Annotated in this window: 18 protein-coding genes; 6 read left to right on the top strand and 12 right to left on the bottom strand. The window is 37.2% G+C overall.

The genetic code is table 11. The features are described from left to right. Position 1: 1 nt before the first annotated feature. A complete protein-coding gene (locus tag C6989_RS05795; RefSeq protein WP_182126633.1) occupies positions 2-721 on the top strand; it encodes a nucleotidyltransferase family protein in 720 nt (239 codons plus the stop codon). Here the strand turns inward: C6989_RS05795 and leuD (C6989_RS05790) are convergent. The 4 genes from leuD (C6989_RS05790) to C6989_RS05775 are packed head-to-tail and all read right to left on the bottom strand — an operon-like array spanning position 699 to position 4,461. Beyond that, a complete protein-coding gene (gene leuD / locus C6989_RS05790) occupies positions 699-1,283 on the bottom strand; it encodes a 3-isopropylmalate dehydratase small subunit (RefSeq protein WP_182126632.1) in 585 nt (194 codons plus the stop codon). The genes C6989_RS05795 and leuD (C6989_RS05790) overlap by 23 nt on opposite strands. A gap of 1 nt (position 1,284) precedes the next feature. Next, entirely contained in the window at positions 1,285-2,700 is a 1,416-nt protein-coding gene (leuC, locus tag C6989_RS05785; protein ID WP_148703861.1) for a 3-isopropylmalate dehydratase large subunit, read from the bottom strand. 1 nt (position 2,701) lies between these two features. Then, positions 2,702-3,193, bottom strand: coding sequence for a LeuD/DmdB family oxidoreductase small subunit (gene leuD / locus C6989_RS05780; protein ID WP_182126631.1), 492 nt, complete (start codon positions 3,191-3,193; stop codon positions 2,702-2,704). Beyond that, positions 3,190-4,461, bottom strand: coding sequence for a 3-isopropylmalate dehydratase large subunit (locus tag C6989_RS05775; protein ID WP_148703863.1), 1,272 nt, complete (start codon positions 4,459-4,461; stop codon positions 3,190-3,192). Before C6989_RS05775 ends, leuD (C6989_RS05780) begins: the two co-directional genes overlap by 4 nt. Before the next feature lie 73 nt (positions 4,462-4,534). Between C6989_RS05775 and C6989_RS05770 the strand changes: the two genes are divergently transcribed. Together C6989_RS05770 and C6989_RS05765 are read left to right on the top strand one after the other, a co-directional pair. After that, positions 4,535-5,314 carry a coenzyme F420-0:L-glutamate ligase gene (locus C6989_RS05770; protein ID WP_148703864.1) on the top strand — a complete coding sequence of 260 codons (780 nt, stop codon included), beginning with the start codon at positions 4,535-4,537 and terminating at the stop codon, positions 5,312-5,314. Positions 5,315-5,359: 45 nt separating this feature from the next. Further along, positions 5,360-5,914: a hypothetical protein gene (locus tag C6989_RS05765; RefSeq protein WP_148703865.1), complete on the top strand. Its 555-nt coding sequence runs from the start codon at positions 5,360-5,362 to the stop codon at positions 5,912-5,914. 1 nt (position 5,915) lies between these two features. Here the strand turns inward: C6989_RS05765 and C6989_RS05760 are convergent, their stop codons facing one another. Next, positions 5,916-6,245 carry a hypothetical protein gene (locus C6989_RS05760; RefSeq protein ID WP_182126630.1) on the bottom strand — a complete coding sequence of 110 codons (330 nt, stop codon included), beginning with the start codon at positions 6,243-6,245 and terminating at the stop codon, positions 5,916-5,918. Positions 6,246-6,340: 95 nt separating this feature from the next. On the opposite strand from C6989_RS05760, the gene C6989_RS05755 reads away from it, so the two are divergent. Continuing rightward, positions 6,341-6,874, top strand: coding sequence for a hypothetical protein (locus C6989_RS05755; protein ID WP_148703867.1), 534 nt, complete (start codon positions 6,341-6,343; stop codon positions 6,872-6,874). On the opposite strand, the gene C6989_RS05750 is transcribed toward C6989_RS05755, so the two are convergent. From C6989_RS05750 to C6989_RS05735, 4 genes are read right to left on the bottom strand one after another with little or no spacing between them, the layout of a single operon-like run. Beyond that, positions 6,867-7,307: a hypothetical protein gene (locus C6989_RS05750; protein WP_148703868.1), complete on the bottom strand. Its 441-nt coding sequence runs from the start codon at positions 7,305-7,307 to the stop codon at positions 6,867-6,869. The genes C6989_RS05755 and C6989_RS05750 overlap by 8 nt on opposite strands. Positions 7,308-7,357: 50 nt before the next feature. Then, the gene (locus C6989_RS05745) at positions 7,358-8,320 is read right to left on the bottom strand and encodes a 2-oxoacid:ferredoxin oxidoreductase subunit beta (protein ID WP_148703869.1); all 963 of its coding nucleotides are present in this window, start codon (positions 8,318-8,320) and stop codon (positions 7,358-7,360) included. Beyond that, positions 8,310-10,220, bottom strand: a complete 1,911-nt coding sequence (locus C6989_RS05740; protein ID WP_182126629.1) for a 2-oxoacid:ferredoxin oxidoreductase subunit alpha — start codon at positions 10,218-10,220, stop codon at positions 8,310-8,312. Before C6989_RS05740 ends, C6989_RS05745 begins: the two co-directional genes overlap by 11 nt. A gap of 48 nt (positions 10,221-10,268) precedes the next feature. After that, positions 10,269-10,415, bottom strand: coding sequence for a hypothetical protein (locus C6989_RS05735; protein ID WP_182126628.1), 147 nt, complete (start codon positions 10,413-10,415; stop codon positions 10,269-10,271). A gap of 51 nt (positions 10,416-10,466) precedes the next feature. Here C6989_RS05735 and C6989_RS05730 point away from each other — a divergent pair, with 51 nt between their 5' ends. Further along, positions 10,467-11,435 (top strand): 2-hydroxyacid dehydrogenase, encoded by a 969-nt coding sequence (locus tag C6989_RS05730; protein WP_182126627.1) that lies wholly within the window; start codon positions 10,467-10,469, stop codon positions 11,433-11,435. Positions 11,436-11,626: 191 nt separating this feature from the next. Here C6989_RS05730 and C6989_RS05725 read toward each other — a convergent pair whose 3' ends face one another. Next, entirely contained in the window at positions 11,627-11,998 is a 372-nt protein-coding gene (locus tag C6989_RS05725; protein ID WP_148703872.1) for a ChuX/HutX family heme-like substrate-binding protein, read from the bottom strand. 21 nt (positions 11,999-12,019) lie between these two features. Next, a complete protein-coding gene (locus tag C6989_RS05720) occupies positions 12,020-12,307 on the bottom strand; it encodes a hypothetical protein (protein WP_148703873.1) in 288 nt (95 codons plus the stop codon). A gap of 88 nt (positions 12,308-12,395) precedes the next feature. Here C6989_RS05720 and C6989_RS05715 point away from each other — a divergent pair, with 88 nt between their 5' ends. Then, a complete protein-coding gene (locus tag C6989_RS05715) occupies positions 12,396-13,709 on the top strand; it encodes an NAD(P)/FAD-dependent oxidoreductase (RefSeq protein WP_182126626.1) in 1,314 nt (437 codons plus the stop codon). A gap of 144 nt (positions 13,710-13,853) precedes the next feature. Here C6989_RS05715 and C6989_RS05710 read toward each other — a convergent pair. Then, on the bottom strand, positions 13,854-14,250 hold a 397-nt coding region (locus tag C6989_RS05710; protein ID WP_220462862.1), incomplete at its 5' end, for a DM13 domain-containing protein.

The raw sequence follows: 14,250 nt of genomic DNA, 5'->3' as shown, positions 1-14,250 counted from the left end.
TGTGAAGGCAATAATTTTAGCCGGTGGCAAAGGCACACGTGGCAAGCCATATACAGAATTTTTCCCAAAGGCAATGACTCCAATTAATGGAAAGCCAGTCATAGATTATGTGATAAGATATCTTCAGAAATTTAGTTTCATAAAAGAAATTATCATAATTTCTGATTTTAATGGACTAGGGGGCCAAATCAAAAACTATTATGGAAATCAAAAAGACATCTCCTTTGTCCAAGACTCGCAAAGCGGAACGGGTGGAGACCTTTTGCACATTGAAAATAAACTCAAAGGAGAATCTGAATTTGTGTTATGGTTTGTAGATAATTTGTGTGCAATAGATCTCAAAAAGATGATAGACGTATTTGTTACAAAGAAAAGTTCTGCATGTATTGCAACTAGAACAAAAAGAAAAGAAGAGACAGGATTTGCAGTAGTAGAAGATGGAATAATCAAAGAGTTCAAAGAAAAGCCAATAATGAAATTGCAATTATCAGAGTGTCTTGGTATTTACATGCTTGGAAAAGACGTAATCAAAAAAATAAAGGCAAAGAAAAAACAAAAAAATATCAATCTATCATATGATATCTTGCAGCAATTATCAAAGGAAGGAAAGATTAGTACATTTGATATTGGAGATAATGAATGGATTGATGCAGAATCTCCTTCTTATTTGGAAAGAAACGAAAAGACTGTAAAAAAGATCATAAAACAGATGGGACTGTAGACTTTTTTTCAAACTCAGAAATTTTGTCTTCGTATTGGTAGGTCTGTGCAATGTCATCTAGTCCCTCTAAGAGAATCTTCTTTTTGTGAGGATCAATCTCAAAGGGTATTTCTTCAGAAAAAGTCTTGATTGTTTGGTTTTCTAAATCAACTTCAACTGGCTGTGTTTCTTGTTGTAGTTTTTCCACAATTTTTTGGTCCAATGAGATTGGCAAAATTCCGTTTTTGAAGCAATTGCTAAAAAAGATATCAGCAAAAGAAGGTGCAATTATTACTGCAAATCCATAGTCTTGCAGCGCCCATACTGCGTGCTCCCTGCTTGAGCCACACCCAAAATTGTCTCCTGCAACTAGAATTTTGGAATTTTCATATTTAGAGTCATTTAATACAAAATCAGACTTTGGATTCTCATTTTCATCATATCTCCAGTTAAAGAATAGAAACTTTCCAAAGCCGGACTTTTGAACTAGTTTTAAGAATTGCTTTGGAACAATTTGATCAGTATCAACATTTACCTTATCAAGTGGAGTCACAATGCTTTTTGTTTTCTTAAATGGCTCCATTCTAACTCAAGTCCATCTTTCTTACATCAACAAAATGTCCATTTATTGCAGCAGCTGCTGCCATGACCGGACTAACCAAGTGAGTTCGTCCGCCATTGCCTTGTCTTCCTTCAAAATTTCTATTAGAAGTACTTGCACATCTCTCACCAGGAGCTAAAATGTCAGGATTCATTCCAAGACACATGCTACATCCAGCTTCTCTCCATTCAAAATTAGCATCAATGAAAATTTTATCAAGACCCATCTCTTCAGCTTGTTTTTTTACCATTTGTGAACCAGGAACTACCATTGCACGAACATCTGGAGAAACTTTTTGTCCTTTGACTATTTTAGATGCCTCAATAAGATCTTCTAGTCTTGCATTAGTACAAGAGCCAATAAAGACTCTATCAATTTTTATTTCTTCAATTGGCGTTCCAGGTTTCAAGTCCATGTAATCAAGTGCTTTTTGTGCCCCCTTCTTTTGATTAGAATCGCCTTTAGAAAACTCATCAGGACTTGGAACGGATTCAGTTACATCGCAAGTCATGCCAGGATTTGTTCCCCAACTTACCTGAGGTGCAATGTCATCAATGTGCAGTGTGAACTGTTTTTCAAATTTTGCATCATCGTCTGTCTTTAGATTTTCTCTCCAATAGTCAACAAGAGATTCATAGTTTTTTGGAGTGTATTGCCTGCCTCTAAGATACTCATAGGTCTTCTCATCAGGGGCAATCAATCCTGCACGGGCCCCTGCCTCAATTGACATATTACAGATAGTCATTCTCTGCTCCATTGAGAGATCCTCGATTCCCTGGCCTCGATACTCTATTACGGTTCCAGTTCCACCTCCTGTTCCAATGTGCTTAATGATAGATAATATGATGTCTTTGGCAGTTACTGCGTGAGGATTCTTTCGCTTTCCCTCAACCCTAATCTCAAATGGTTTTGGCTTTTCTAGCCACAAAGTTTGGGATGCCAAGACATGCTCAACCTCGCTTGTTCCAATTCCAAATGCAAGTGCACCAAATGCCCCGTGAGTTGAAGTATGGCTATCACCGCAGACAATTGTAGAGCCAGGCAAAGTGATTCCTAGCTGAGGGCCAATAACATGGACAATTCCCTGATTGGGGCTGTTAATATCAAATAGCTTGATTCCAAAGTCTTTGCAGTTTTTTTCCAAGGTCTGAATTTGTACTGCAGATGTTTGATCTAAGATTGGCAGTGTCCTGTCATTTGTTGGGACGTTATGATCCATGGTAGCAATGGTAAGATCAGGACGTCTGACCTTTCTGCTATTAATTCTTAATCCATCAAATGCTTGGGGAGATGTTACTTCATGTACTAAATGTCTGTCAATGTAAACTAAAGAAGGTCCACTTTCTTTTCCAACAACAATGTGAGAATCCCAGATCTTTTCAAAAAGAGTTTTTCCCATTTTAATCCTGATCTGGTTTGTACTTGAAAAGACCGCCTGCTGCAATTATCTTTCCAATAATTTCTGAAAATGGTTTCATCTTGTATGTCTGGTTTTTTGTAATGTTTGTGATTTGATTAGTAGAAATGTCAATATCAACCTCATCGCCTTCAGAGATTCCATTGTATGCATCTTCATCAATTTCAATAGGTAGCAAAAATGCACCATCTACTGCATTTCTGTAAAATATTCTTGCAAAAGATAATGCAAGTACTGCTTTTACTCCGGAATGAGATAATGCAATTGGTGCATGTTCACGAGATGAACCGCATCCAAAATTTTTTCCTGACAAAATAAAATCACCCTCCTTTACTTTTGAATGAAAGTCAGGATCAAGTCCCTCCATTGCATGTGTTGCAAGTTCTGCATAATCATGAACCTTGAGATACTGGCCAGGAATAATTACGTCAGTATCGATGTTGTCTTGTGCGTATTTTATGATATTTCCCTTCATTTCAAGTCCCTCGGATCAGTTATTTTTCCAGTTACAGCAGAAGCTGCAGCAACTAATGGAGATGCAAGATAAGTTTGTGACTCTACATGACCCATTCTTCCTGGGAAGTTTCTGTTTGTGGTACTGATACAGATTTCATCTTTTGCCAAGACGCCCATATGAGCGCCACAACATGCACCACATGTAGGTGGACCAACTGTCACACCAGCATCTAAGAAAATTTTAAGCAAACCGTTTTCCATCGCACGCTGATAAATCGATATTGCTGCAGGTAAAATTTCAGTTCTAATCTTTACCTTTCTGCCCTTTAGAATTTTGGCAGCTGCCTCCAAATCCTCGTATTTTGCACCAGTACAAGAGCCAATGTAAGACTTGTCTAATTCCACAGAAGGAGCTTCGCCAACTACACAAATGTTTTCAGGTGAAAATGGTTTTGCAATAATTGGTTCCATCTCTGATGCTTCATATTCAAAGGTTTTTGCATATTCGGCATCAGTATCACCGTTAATCAAATTGATGTTTGTTGCACCTCTACTTGAAAGATAATCAACTACTTTTTGATCTGGTTCAACAATTCCGTTTTTTGCACCTGCCTCTGTAGTCATGTTACACAAAGTCAATCTGCTTTCCACAGACATCTCATCAATGCCGCTTCCACCAAACTGCATAGTTCTGTATGCACCACCATCAGTTCCAATCTCTCCAATAATTTTGAGGATTAGGTCTTTTGCCATGACGTGGTCTGGTAACTTTCCGTTTAGCTTAAAGTAGTAAGTCTCTGGAACCTTGAACCATATCCTTCCATTCAATAAAACATATGCAACATCAGTGTGGCCCAATCCACATGCAAATGCACCTAGTGCTCCAGTTGTATTGGTATGAGAATCACCACCGACATAGACATCACCAGGCATTACCATTGCCTCTTCATGAGATAATGTATGGCAAATTCCATACTGACCCATTCCATACTTGAAATGCTTTTCAATTCCATAATTTTTTGTGAAATTAGTTAGTTTTACAATATTTTCAGCAGATACTTTTTCTGCAGAAGGAACAAAGTGATCTTCGGCAACCCAGACCTTGGTTGGATCCCATAACTTGTCAACTGCAATTCCTTGCTTCTTTAATTTATCAAATACCTTAAGCACTCCAGGTCCAGACACATCATGAACCATTACCTTGTCTACATTGGCAAAGATTACATCATCAGGTGCTACTTGGGATTTTCCTGATGCACGTGCAAGAATCTTTTCAACTATATTCATAATCCCAAAGGCCTGTTCTACAGATTAAAAGCTTTTCAGAACAATAAAAAAGAAAAAGGACACTCATAACATTGTGCAATTAACAGTTTTACCACTTTTGGCAGATAGAATGAGTGAGAAATTTGATGTTTTTGAAGTTTTTTTGAAGACACTAGAAAAAAACGACATTAAACTGCAAGACGGCGATGTTTTAGTAATTTCAACAAAATACATCTCAAACTCACAAGGAAGAATTGTGGATCTTGATAAAATTAAAATTTCAGAAAAAGGATACGGCATCTCAAAAAAATATCAACTAAGACCAGAGATTGCAGAAGTAGTAATTAGAGAGTCAGATAAAATTTTTGGCGGCATTGGGGGATTTGTCATTACATCATCAGATAATATCATGGCACCAAATGCAGGAATTGACAAGTCTAATGCAAAAAAAGGCAAAGTCATTCTTTATCCAGAGAACCCATACTTGGTAGCAGAGCAACTTCGAAGAAAGATTTTCCTAAAGATGGCAATCCACATTGGGGTGATTCTAGTTGATAGTAGGTTGATGCCCGCAAGAATTGGGACATCAGGTGTTGCAATTGCATGTGCAGGAATTGAGCCAGTATTAGATATGAGATCCAAAAAAGATCTTGACGGCAATCCTCTCAAGGTTACATTTCAGGCAGTAGTAGATAATTTGGCAACAATTGCAAATCACAAGATGGGCGAGGGTGCCGAATCAAAGCCATTTGCAATCATTAGAAATTCTGGTGCAACTCTAACTGATAGGAAAATTGATTCCTCAGAGATGGCAATAGATCCTGATCAGTGTGTTTACGTCAGGGGTCTTTCAAATCCTCCAAAAAACCAGTAAAATTGTTGTTCTGCTTTAAATAGAGGTATTTTCTGCAACAAAATATTGGAATACCTTACAACATATCCAAAGACTGTTTCATTTCTTGATGGACTAAAACACAAGATTGATGTTGACAGTAGGGAAGGAGTTGAACAACTTCATGTTGTTGTAAAGAAGAGTTTTGATGAATTGATGAAGATCTTTACTGAAGAGGGATTCACCAAGGTAAAATTCGAACACAAGCAGCCAGACCAAATAGGAAGTGGTCTTAATCTTAAACTAAAAAAGCCATGGGAGATGCACGTAAGGATGGTAGACCTCAAAAAAGGACTTATTGGAATTCATGCAGAAGTCGAAGTCTCTAGAGATTATCTTCAGCACTTGTTTTCCCAGAGAACCCCAGTTGTATATGAAGTAGAAGAGATTCTAAAAAAATATCAAATAGAATACAGCATATGGCATGACAAAATTAAGAAAAACGTTCATGCAATTGTAGATAACTATAAGGTAAAACTTTCAACTCCGAGTATTCCTGTATTTGCATGGAAGCCAATGCTATTTGTCATTGGAACTGTTGCTGCATTTTATGCTTGGAAGTATTTCAATACAATACTTTAGATTATACACCAAGAGATTCTGCTTTGCTTAGTTCCAAAAAGACCTTATCTCCAACTGAGAGACCCATGTCCTTGTATTCATGCATCTCTAGTTTTAATTGAGTAACGCCACCTTGCATTCCCATACCTCCACTCATACCTGAAAGCATCTTGTTGAGGTCTTTCATCATATCATTCATGTTTGAGAAATTCATGACCTTGGGACCGCCAAAAGGAGTCTGTGGGTTTTGATTTCCTTCTTTTAGATCTTTTACAGAAGATAATGATACAACTACATATGGTGCGCCATCAGGGGCAGCATCAATACTTCGTACTACATATTCTTTTTTCATTATATGGTGACATGCTCCCCATCTAATTTTAATTTTGAGGTCAATTTATCCTAGTATATTGAAGCTTTAATTACAATTTTTGAGACTAGAAGGTATTGACTGAAAGTCTAAAGACAACACTGCGATACTATGGCATTTCTCCATGGGAGATCGAGGTGTTGTATGGATTTTTGAATTCTCATTTTACAATAATTCAAGACGAGATAGAGGCAGATGATGAGAATTTTGTTAGTTTCTTAGATATGGATATTCCTCTGACATTTAATGACGCATTTTTTGAGTGGTTTGATTTCAAACGCTGGGAGAAAGTCAAGGCAGTATTCAAAGAGATGAAGAGGAGAAGGGGCAGCGGCAATGCACTAAAAATTGTCATCAACTTTTCTGGCAATCCAAAGATAGGATTTACAGTTGATACTGAAGAGAAGCAGTGGTTTGATAATGCCATTGAAAAGATTGACTCTGTTTTGGAGTTGTTGCCATACCATCTTGATCCTCAAAAGATTCCATCTGAAATAACTAAAGTAGATTACAAGTTTGATTCAAAATCAATCAGATGGCGACTAAACACAGCCTCATCACCTGAAAAACAATTTATGTTCAAGGGCGACTCGTGGAAAGAGATCAAATAAGATCTTTTTGCAACGGTTCCAATAATTCGTGTAGTTCTTTGTATTTTGATTCCAAAAACTCCAAGGCATGATCTAATTTTTTTGATTTTCCATACTTGTAGCGAATCAGTTCACGATGATGCCAAAACGTTTTCCCATCATCAACTGAGAGTGTTGTAAAGTAATCAGTTCCCTTTAGGTTATCAGGTAACTTGACGTCATGTGGAAATAGCATATCTACGATAAACCACTCATCGCCATCAGGATAGTCAGCGCCAGTATCCACATCAAAAAATATGTGAAGCAAGTCAGACTGCATAAGGCCATCATCACTTATTGCTGGATGCCTTACAGATGATTTTTGAAAATCCAAGTTTAGTAGTTGCGGTTCAAAAAAACCTTTGATTATTGATTTTCGAAAGATGGTGTTTGCCTCATTAATATTCAAATGCAAGATACACTTCTACAAAACTTGCCTATAACCTGTTTGGTTTAGAGTTATAATTACACTTCAAGTGAATCTAGGATTTGCGAGATATCAGTATTGGAGAATCCATTCTTTGAGATGCTTTGTTTTGCAGGTGGATTTTCCATATAATTTGGAATTTTATCACGTAGTCTTGTAGCATATGGAGAGATTGTTTCATTTTTGTAAAACACTCCAATTGGAATCTTGTTTCCCCACTCTAGCGATTTGATTAGTGATTGTGAAAGCTTTTCATTAATTTCTGCCTCATCATTGTAGTGGACTACAGGTTCATATCCGTGTTCTTCTAGCTTGTAAATTCTTGAATGTCTTTTTTGAGCTTCATCAACTAGGTCAACTCCAGCATACCAATCCCTTGTGTTAAGATCATTGTAAGTTGGACATGGTTGTAAAACATCTAAAAATGAAAGACCTTTGTGATTGACTGCCTGAACTATCAAGTCCTTGAGATGTCTTACATCATAAGAGTATCCACGTGCAACAAATGTAAATCCACTTGCAACAGCCAGTCCAATTGGATTGACGTTATAATTTGTGTTAGGGGAAGGAAGTGATTTTGTCTTTTCTCCAAGTTTTAGTGTTGGAGATGCCTGTCCCTTTGTTAATCCATAAACGCCATTATCAAAGATAATGTATGTCATATCCACATTACGTCTACCTGCTGCAACAAAATGTCCTGCACCAATTCCCAGGCCATCACCGTCACCGCCAACTGCCACAACAGTCATTTCGGGATTTGCGATTTTGGCACCCTGTGCAAATGTCAAAACTCTGCCGTGCAGAGTATGAATTCCGTAGGTGTTGATATAATGAGATGTCTTTCCAGAGCATCCAATTCCAGAAAATATTGTAGTCTTGTCTCTTTGAACACCCATTTCAGCTAGAGCCATCTGGATAGCATTTACAATTCCAAAATCACCACAACCAGGACACCAGTCGTTATGGACATCTGTCTTGTAGTCTGCCATCTTAAGCGCCATGCATTAGAACCTCCCTTTTGTCTGCCTTGTTTTCAACAATTCTCTTAAGTGAATCATAAACTTCAGTACTAGTCATTGCTCTGCCAGTGTATTTTAAGATAAAATAATCAACGTCTCGTTCTACATTTTGTTTGAACAATTTTGATAGTTGTGCAGAGTGATTTGCCTCAACATCAATGATTGTCTTTGCGTCTTTTAGCAGAGATGAGACATACTCACTTGGAAATGGATGCAAGAGTTTTAGTTGTATAAATCCAATAGGGATTCCTTCTTTTTTGAGCATCTTTATTGCATCAAGAATTGGACCCTTTGCAGAACCCCATGAAATTATTGTGTAATCCTCAACACCAAAGGAGACTACCTTTTCTGTATCAGGAATTTCTTTGAGTATCAAGTCAAGACGTGACATTCTCTTATCCATCATCTTTGCACGCAGTACTGGATCCTCTGTAATGTGTCCTGTCTCATCAGACTCATCTCCAGTATCCCAAAATATTCCGTTATCCATTCCTAATCTAGAACGTGGAGATACACCGTCATCAGTAAATGCAAATCTCTGGTATCCAGATTCTACTTTGTCTAAGAGTTTTCCTCGGTTAATTGAAATTTTAGATGTATCAAATCTTTTGCAAGTAACAACTGAACTTGCAATGAATTTATCCATTAGGTGAATGACTGGAACCTGAAAGACATCAGCGTAATTGAAGACATTTCCAGTATCATAGAAGCTCTCCTCTACATCGCCTGATGCATAAACAATTTTTGGAAAGTCTCCATGTCCTGCATAAACTGAGAAAAGCAAGTCATCTTGTCCATGTCGGGTTGGTAGTCCAGTAGATGGGCCACTTCGCTGGTAATTTGTAATTACAACAGGCACCTCATTTATCCCCGCCCAGCCTAGCATTTCTGCCATAAGTGCAAATCCAGGGCCAGAAGTACATGTTGCAGAACGCGTTCCAGTCAGGGCACTTCCAATAGTCATTCCCATTGCACAAATCTCATCTTCAGTCTGAATTACTGCAGTAGAGCCAGGACGTGCATCAATGATTTCTAAAATTTCATTTGATTCTAAGAATACAGATTCGTCTGAAGCTGGAGTAATTGGATAGTAAGGTTGCATTCTACAACCACATGCCATCTTTCCTAATGCAGTTCCTTGGAATCCTTGAACCAAAAGTGTTCCAGGTTCTTTTTGAATTCCAGTTAAGGTATGATTGAAATTCTCAAACTTTGCAGTGGCATAATTGTAAGAATAGTTTGCAGCTTGCTGATTTATTTTTGCAATCTCTTCTTTCTTTGAAAATATCATTCCAACTGTTTTTTGTAGCGAGTCAGGAGGCATATTTACTAGCCCCAGTGACAAAGAGACTCCAATAACGTTGAACATTCTAATCAATCCTTTGAGACGGGGATTTTCAGTCTCTTCAGCTAGGGTTTCAAGAATAGATTTGAAGGAAACTGGATACAGCAATACTCCATTTTCTTTTGCAATCTCCAAAACACCTGCAATTGAGAATGGTTTGTTCTTTGATTCTAATTTTTTGTGTAGTCTTTCCTTGAATGGCGCATCAAGTGTATGGACCTTATCAGTAGTAACATCATCAAGGTCTGCATCATAAATTATCCCACCACCTGAAACCACTTCATCATAATGACGGAAAATTGTTTCAGCATCAAAGGATGCCATTAATGTTACATCATTGATGTTTGAGTGAATTTTTTCAGCAGATATTCTTACTGCAAAGTAGCTGTGCTCACCTTTGATGTTAGAGTAAAATTCTCTTTTCCCAAATACTTGGTAGCCCATCTCAGCGCATACTCTTGAGAATATGTTTGCACCAGATTCTACACCGCTGCCTTGAGGACCGCCAATTAGCCAAGTAAAATCAACAGAACTCACAGCAAATCACCTACAAAATGAATAGTAATAATCAGTTTTACCAAATTCTTATCCTCCTGTTGCTGCATCAAATAATGCACATTTGCATTCATCACGTTCGCCACAATAGGGGCAAACACAAACACATTTTTCAATAGAATTGCCACATTCTACACAAATTGCAAATTCCTCTTCTTCTTTTGCTTCAGAAGACATGTAGAATTTACAAGGAAATCGTATAAATGGTTTGAGATAAATCTCATGTCTATGAGAAAGAAAGTGTTTCTAACAAGGACACTTCATGACTTTGCTTTAAAGGAGTTGAGGAAAAAATATCAGATTGAAGTTCATCTAGGAAAGATTCCAGTTCCTCAAAAAAAGTTACGATCAAAAATTAAAGACATTGATGGATTGATCTGCTTCCCATATGACAAAATCAACAAAGAGACAATTGATTTGGCAGAAAATCTCAAAGTTATCAGCACCTATAGTGTAGGTTTTGATCACATTGATACAAAGCATGCAAAAGAAAAAAAGATCAGAGTAGGATACACTCCCGAAGTACTAACTGATGCTACAGCAGATTTGGCTTTTGCATTATTACTTGATGTTCTAAGAAGAGTTTCAGAAGGAGATAGAATCATTCGAGACGGAAAGTGGAAAGAGATCTATGGAGCATATGATTATGTAGGACTAGATCTTCAGGGAAAGACTCTAGGAATTTTGGGGCTTGGTAGAATCGGAGGGACACTTGCAAAAAGAGCAAAGGCATTTGATATGAAGATAATCTATCACAACAGAAATCGCATATCAAAGTCTAAAGAAAAGTCACTAGGGGCAAAATACGTGCCGCTAGAGAAGCTAATCTCCCAAAGCGATGTGATATCAATCCATGTTCCGCACACAAAGGAAACAGACAAGATGTTTGGTATGAAAATTTTTAGAAAGATGAAAAAAACTGCGTTTTTAATCAACACATCAAGGGGCAAAGTGATTAACCAAAAAGAACTGGCCACAGCACTAAAGAAAAAGATCATTGCAGGGGCGGGATTAGATGTGTTTGAAGAAGAGCCAGTTGGTAAAAACAATTCGCTTGTAAAATTAGAAAACGTGGTCTTGGCACCACACATAGGAAGTTCTACTGAAGAGACTAGAGCCAAAATGGCTGAAATTACTGTAAAAAATCTCAATCTAGGAATGAATGAAAAAAAACCGATCTACTCAGTTGGATACTAGATTGACGCCCAGATACTCTAAACGAAAATGTGGAGTTTTTATATCTAAACTGTAGATAAAAAGTAGATTGAAAAAATTCAAACATACAAACGAAGAATTAGAATTAGCTAAACTACAATCTGAAAAAGAAAAGAAGAAGAAATCTCAAGAATAATATTTTTTCTCCTTGTCTTTTTCAGACAAGGTTTTTTTTAAAATTTAATTTTAGAAGAAAACTTTTGGATTAGATCATCATAGATTTTTTTTCTTTGAGGAATTAGTGTTTTAGAGTCATCATACATTTTTGTAAAAAATGCTGCCAAAACTCTTTGGCCATCTTTATCAAAGAATCTTACACTAAAACTTGTGCGCTCAGGCTTTTCTTCTTGGATAAACTCTGCTGAACTTATCAATTCTGAATCAACATGTATGTGTGCAGGTCCGTCATTTTCACCCATAGTAATCCACTTTTCCTTCTGTCTAATGCTAAGCGGACTCCTGACCTCACTTGTGGCACTGTTACTTTTTACAATAAACAAGATATCTTGAATCTTTACAATATCAGAGAGTAATTCAAGTAACATTAGATAGTCTAGGAATTGAAATTAATTTAGACTTTTGGGATTTTTCATGTCAATTTGGACAAAATCTTCTTCATCGCCATGAATACAATCAGTTCCAACAGCCTTTACAGGTGCAAAATTAATTGTTCCATCATGAATTTTGCCCTCTTTTTGTAAAATTCCTATCTTTCCTGAGACAATTTGTTTGTGTTTCCCACATGTTACGCCTACCATATATTCGTCTTTTCTATCAACTATGGATACAATAAACTCAGGGGGGTTTGCACATTGTTTTCCTTCTTCAGTAACAGAACACTTGTCAGGTAACACAATTTAATTTGAAATTTTATCAGATATTAACCTTGATTGCCACAGATTCCATTTATTATCAACTAAAACGAAATTAAAGTGAAAACAGTTGGCACATGATTTTGATGTAGTAATTATTGGTGGGGGCATACTTGGGACATCTATCTCATATTTTCTGTCATTTCTAAACAAATCAAAAAAAATAGCAGTAATTGAGCAAGCTCAAAATGTTGCTTTTCATACCAGTGGCAGAAATACAGGAAAGGTTCATGCTCCATATCTATACAATCCTGAAAAGAAAAAGCTGTTTGCAAACGCTGCATTTCATGGATTTGAGATGTGGGAGAGATATTCTAGATTGCATGACTTGCCATTTAAAAAAGATGGAGTAATCGAAGTTGCCCTAGACAAGAAAGGAATCAAGGTCTTAGAGAAATATCTCAAATGGGGAAAACAAAACGGACTAGAAGAAAAAGACATAGAGTTGATGGATAAATCACAACTGGCAAAAATAGAGCCAGAGATAAAATGTGAAGCTGCAATTTATGTTCACAGGGATGGCTCAGCAGACTATTCGGCATACACTAAATCACTAATGAAAGACAGTGAAAAGAATGGAATGACATTTCTTTTGGACACAAGAGTAACAGATGTAAAAAAAGAAAACTCAAAGTGGAAGATTACACTAGATGAAGAACATGAAATTTTTGCAAAATTTCTAATCAATGCTGCAGGTGGGGAGGCAGTAGACATTGCACACGGTGTGGGGGTTGCAAAGGAGTTAACTGATGTTCATTTTAGAGGCGAATACTGGAAGGCCCCATCTGAATACAACACACTGACAAAGACTAGCATCTATTCTGTTCCAGAATTTCCAGACTATCCATTTTTGGATCCTCACTGGATAATTCGCGTTGATGGGAGTTGTGAGATTGGACCCAATGCGGTTCCTGTCTTTAGTCCATATGGGTATAACAAGGCAGAAAACATCAAGGAGTTTATTCCAAAGATGTTAGAGATGCTAGGTTCTGGTGCAAGAAAGGCAATCTTTGATAAACAATTCCAGGAACTTGCAATAAATGAAATACAGTCATCAATGTCAAAATCTGCAATGGTTGAGCGAGTAAGAAGATTCTTGCCAAAAATTGAGGCAGACAAAATTACAGAAAAAGGCACAGCAGGTATTCGTTCATCTGTAATTGATGAGAACGGCAAGTTTTCACCAGATGTAATTTTAATTGATGAGGAATCATCATTTCACATTCTAAATTATAATTCACCAGGAGCTACTGGGGCACTGCCATTTTCTGCACACATTGTAAATCACTTGCACACATCAGGTCTGGTTTCTAGTGAAGACATGGATGCACAATGCGGTCCATGGAAATTTACAGAAATTATTGAGAAACTAGAAAGAAAGTAGAATCAGTTTATGTCAGGATTTAGCCAAAAACATGATTCATTCCAAGTACTACAAATTCCATCTCTAATGGAGCATATGCCAAATTAGCAATAGTTTGGGGTTCGATTGTAATGGAGGGGCAAATATAGTATTTTTCTTTTCTAGTCAGGATAATTCTGCGCTGCCAAACAATACACTAAATGCCTTGCACCAAATCAATACCTTGTTGAATTTGGTCAGATCAGCATCATCAGGTATCTCATAATTTTGATTACCTCTGTTTGCCTTGAGCTCACCTAGATTAAGAAACTCTGATGCATTATCATCAGTTGCCAAATACACGTACAAATCAGGGCCATTAGTTGATTGAAAGTTTTCTAGTCGCAGGACATTGCTTCCATCATCAAGTGGGATTGTGTATGCAATACCTTGGGCATCATGAATTCCATCACCTACACCAACAAAGGTTCCAGAATATACAACAGAAGTGACGTGTTTAATAGTTTCATCCATCATAGTTTCATCCATCATAGTTTCATCCATCATAGTTTCATCCATCATA

The organism is Nitrosopumilus sp. b2 (assembly GCF_014078535.1).
In the GTDB taxonomy this organism is placed as follows: Archaea; Thermoproteota; Nitrososphaeria; order Nitrososphaerales; family Nitrosopumilaceae; genus Nitrosopumilus; species Nitrosopumilus piranensis.
This window is presented reverse-complemented; position numbering and strand designations above follow the sequence as displayed.

What these genes read in the sequence shown, in the direction of transcription:
- leuD (WP_182126632.1), bottom strand. Translation starts at nt 1,283, where the DNA reads ATGGAGCCATTTAAGAAAACAAAAAGCATTGTGACTCCACTTGATAAG.
- leuC (WP_148703861.1), bottom strand. Translation starts at nt 2,700, where the DNA reads ATGGGAAAAACTCTTTTTGAAAAGATCTGGGATTCTCACATTGTTGTT.
- leuD (WP_182126631.1), bottom strand. Translation starts at nt 3,193, where the DNA reads ATGAAGGGAAATATCATAAAATACGCACAAGACAACATCGATACTGAC.
- C6989_RS05775 (WP_148703863.1), bottom strand. Translation starts at nt 4,461, where the DNA reads ATGAATATAGTTGAAAAGATTCTTGCACGTGCATCAGGAAAATCCCAA.
- C6989_RS05760 (WP_182126630.1), bottom strand. Translation starts at nt 6,245, where the DNA reads ATGAAAAAAGAATATGTAGTACGAAGTATTGATGCTGCCCCTGATGGC.
- C6989_RS05745 (WP_148703869.1), bottom strand. Translation starts at nt 8,320, where the DNA reads ATGGCGCTTAAGATGGCAGACTACAAGACAGATGTCCATAACGACTGG.
- C6989_RS05735 (WP_182126628.1), bottom strand. Translation starts at nt 10,415, where the DNA reads ATGTCTTCTGAAGCAAAAGAAGAAGAGGAATTTGCAATTTGTGTAGAA.
- C6989_RS05730 (WP_182126627.1), top strand. Translation starts at nt 10,467, where the DNA reads ATGAGAAAGAAAGTGTTTCTAACAAGGACACTTCATGACTTTGCTTTA.
- C6989_RS05725 (WP_148703872.1), bottom strand. Translation starts at nt 11,998, where the DNA reads ATGTTACTTGAATTACTCTCTGATATTGTAAAGATTCAAGATATCTTG.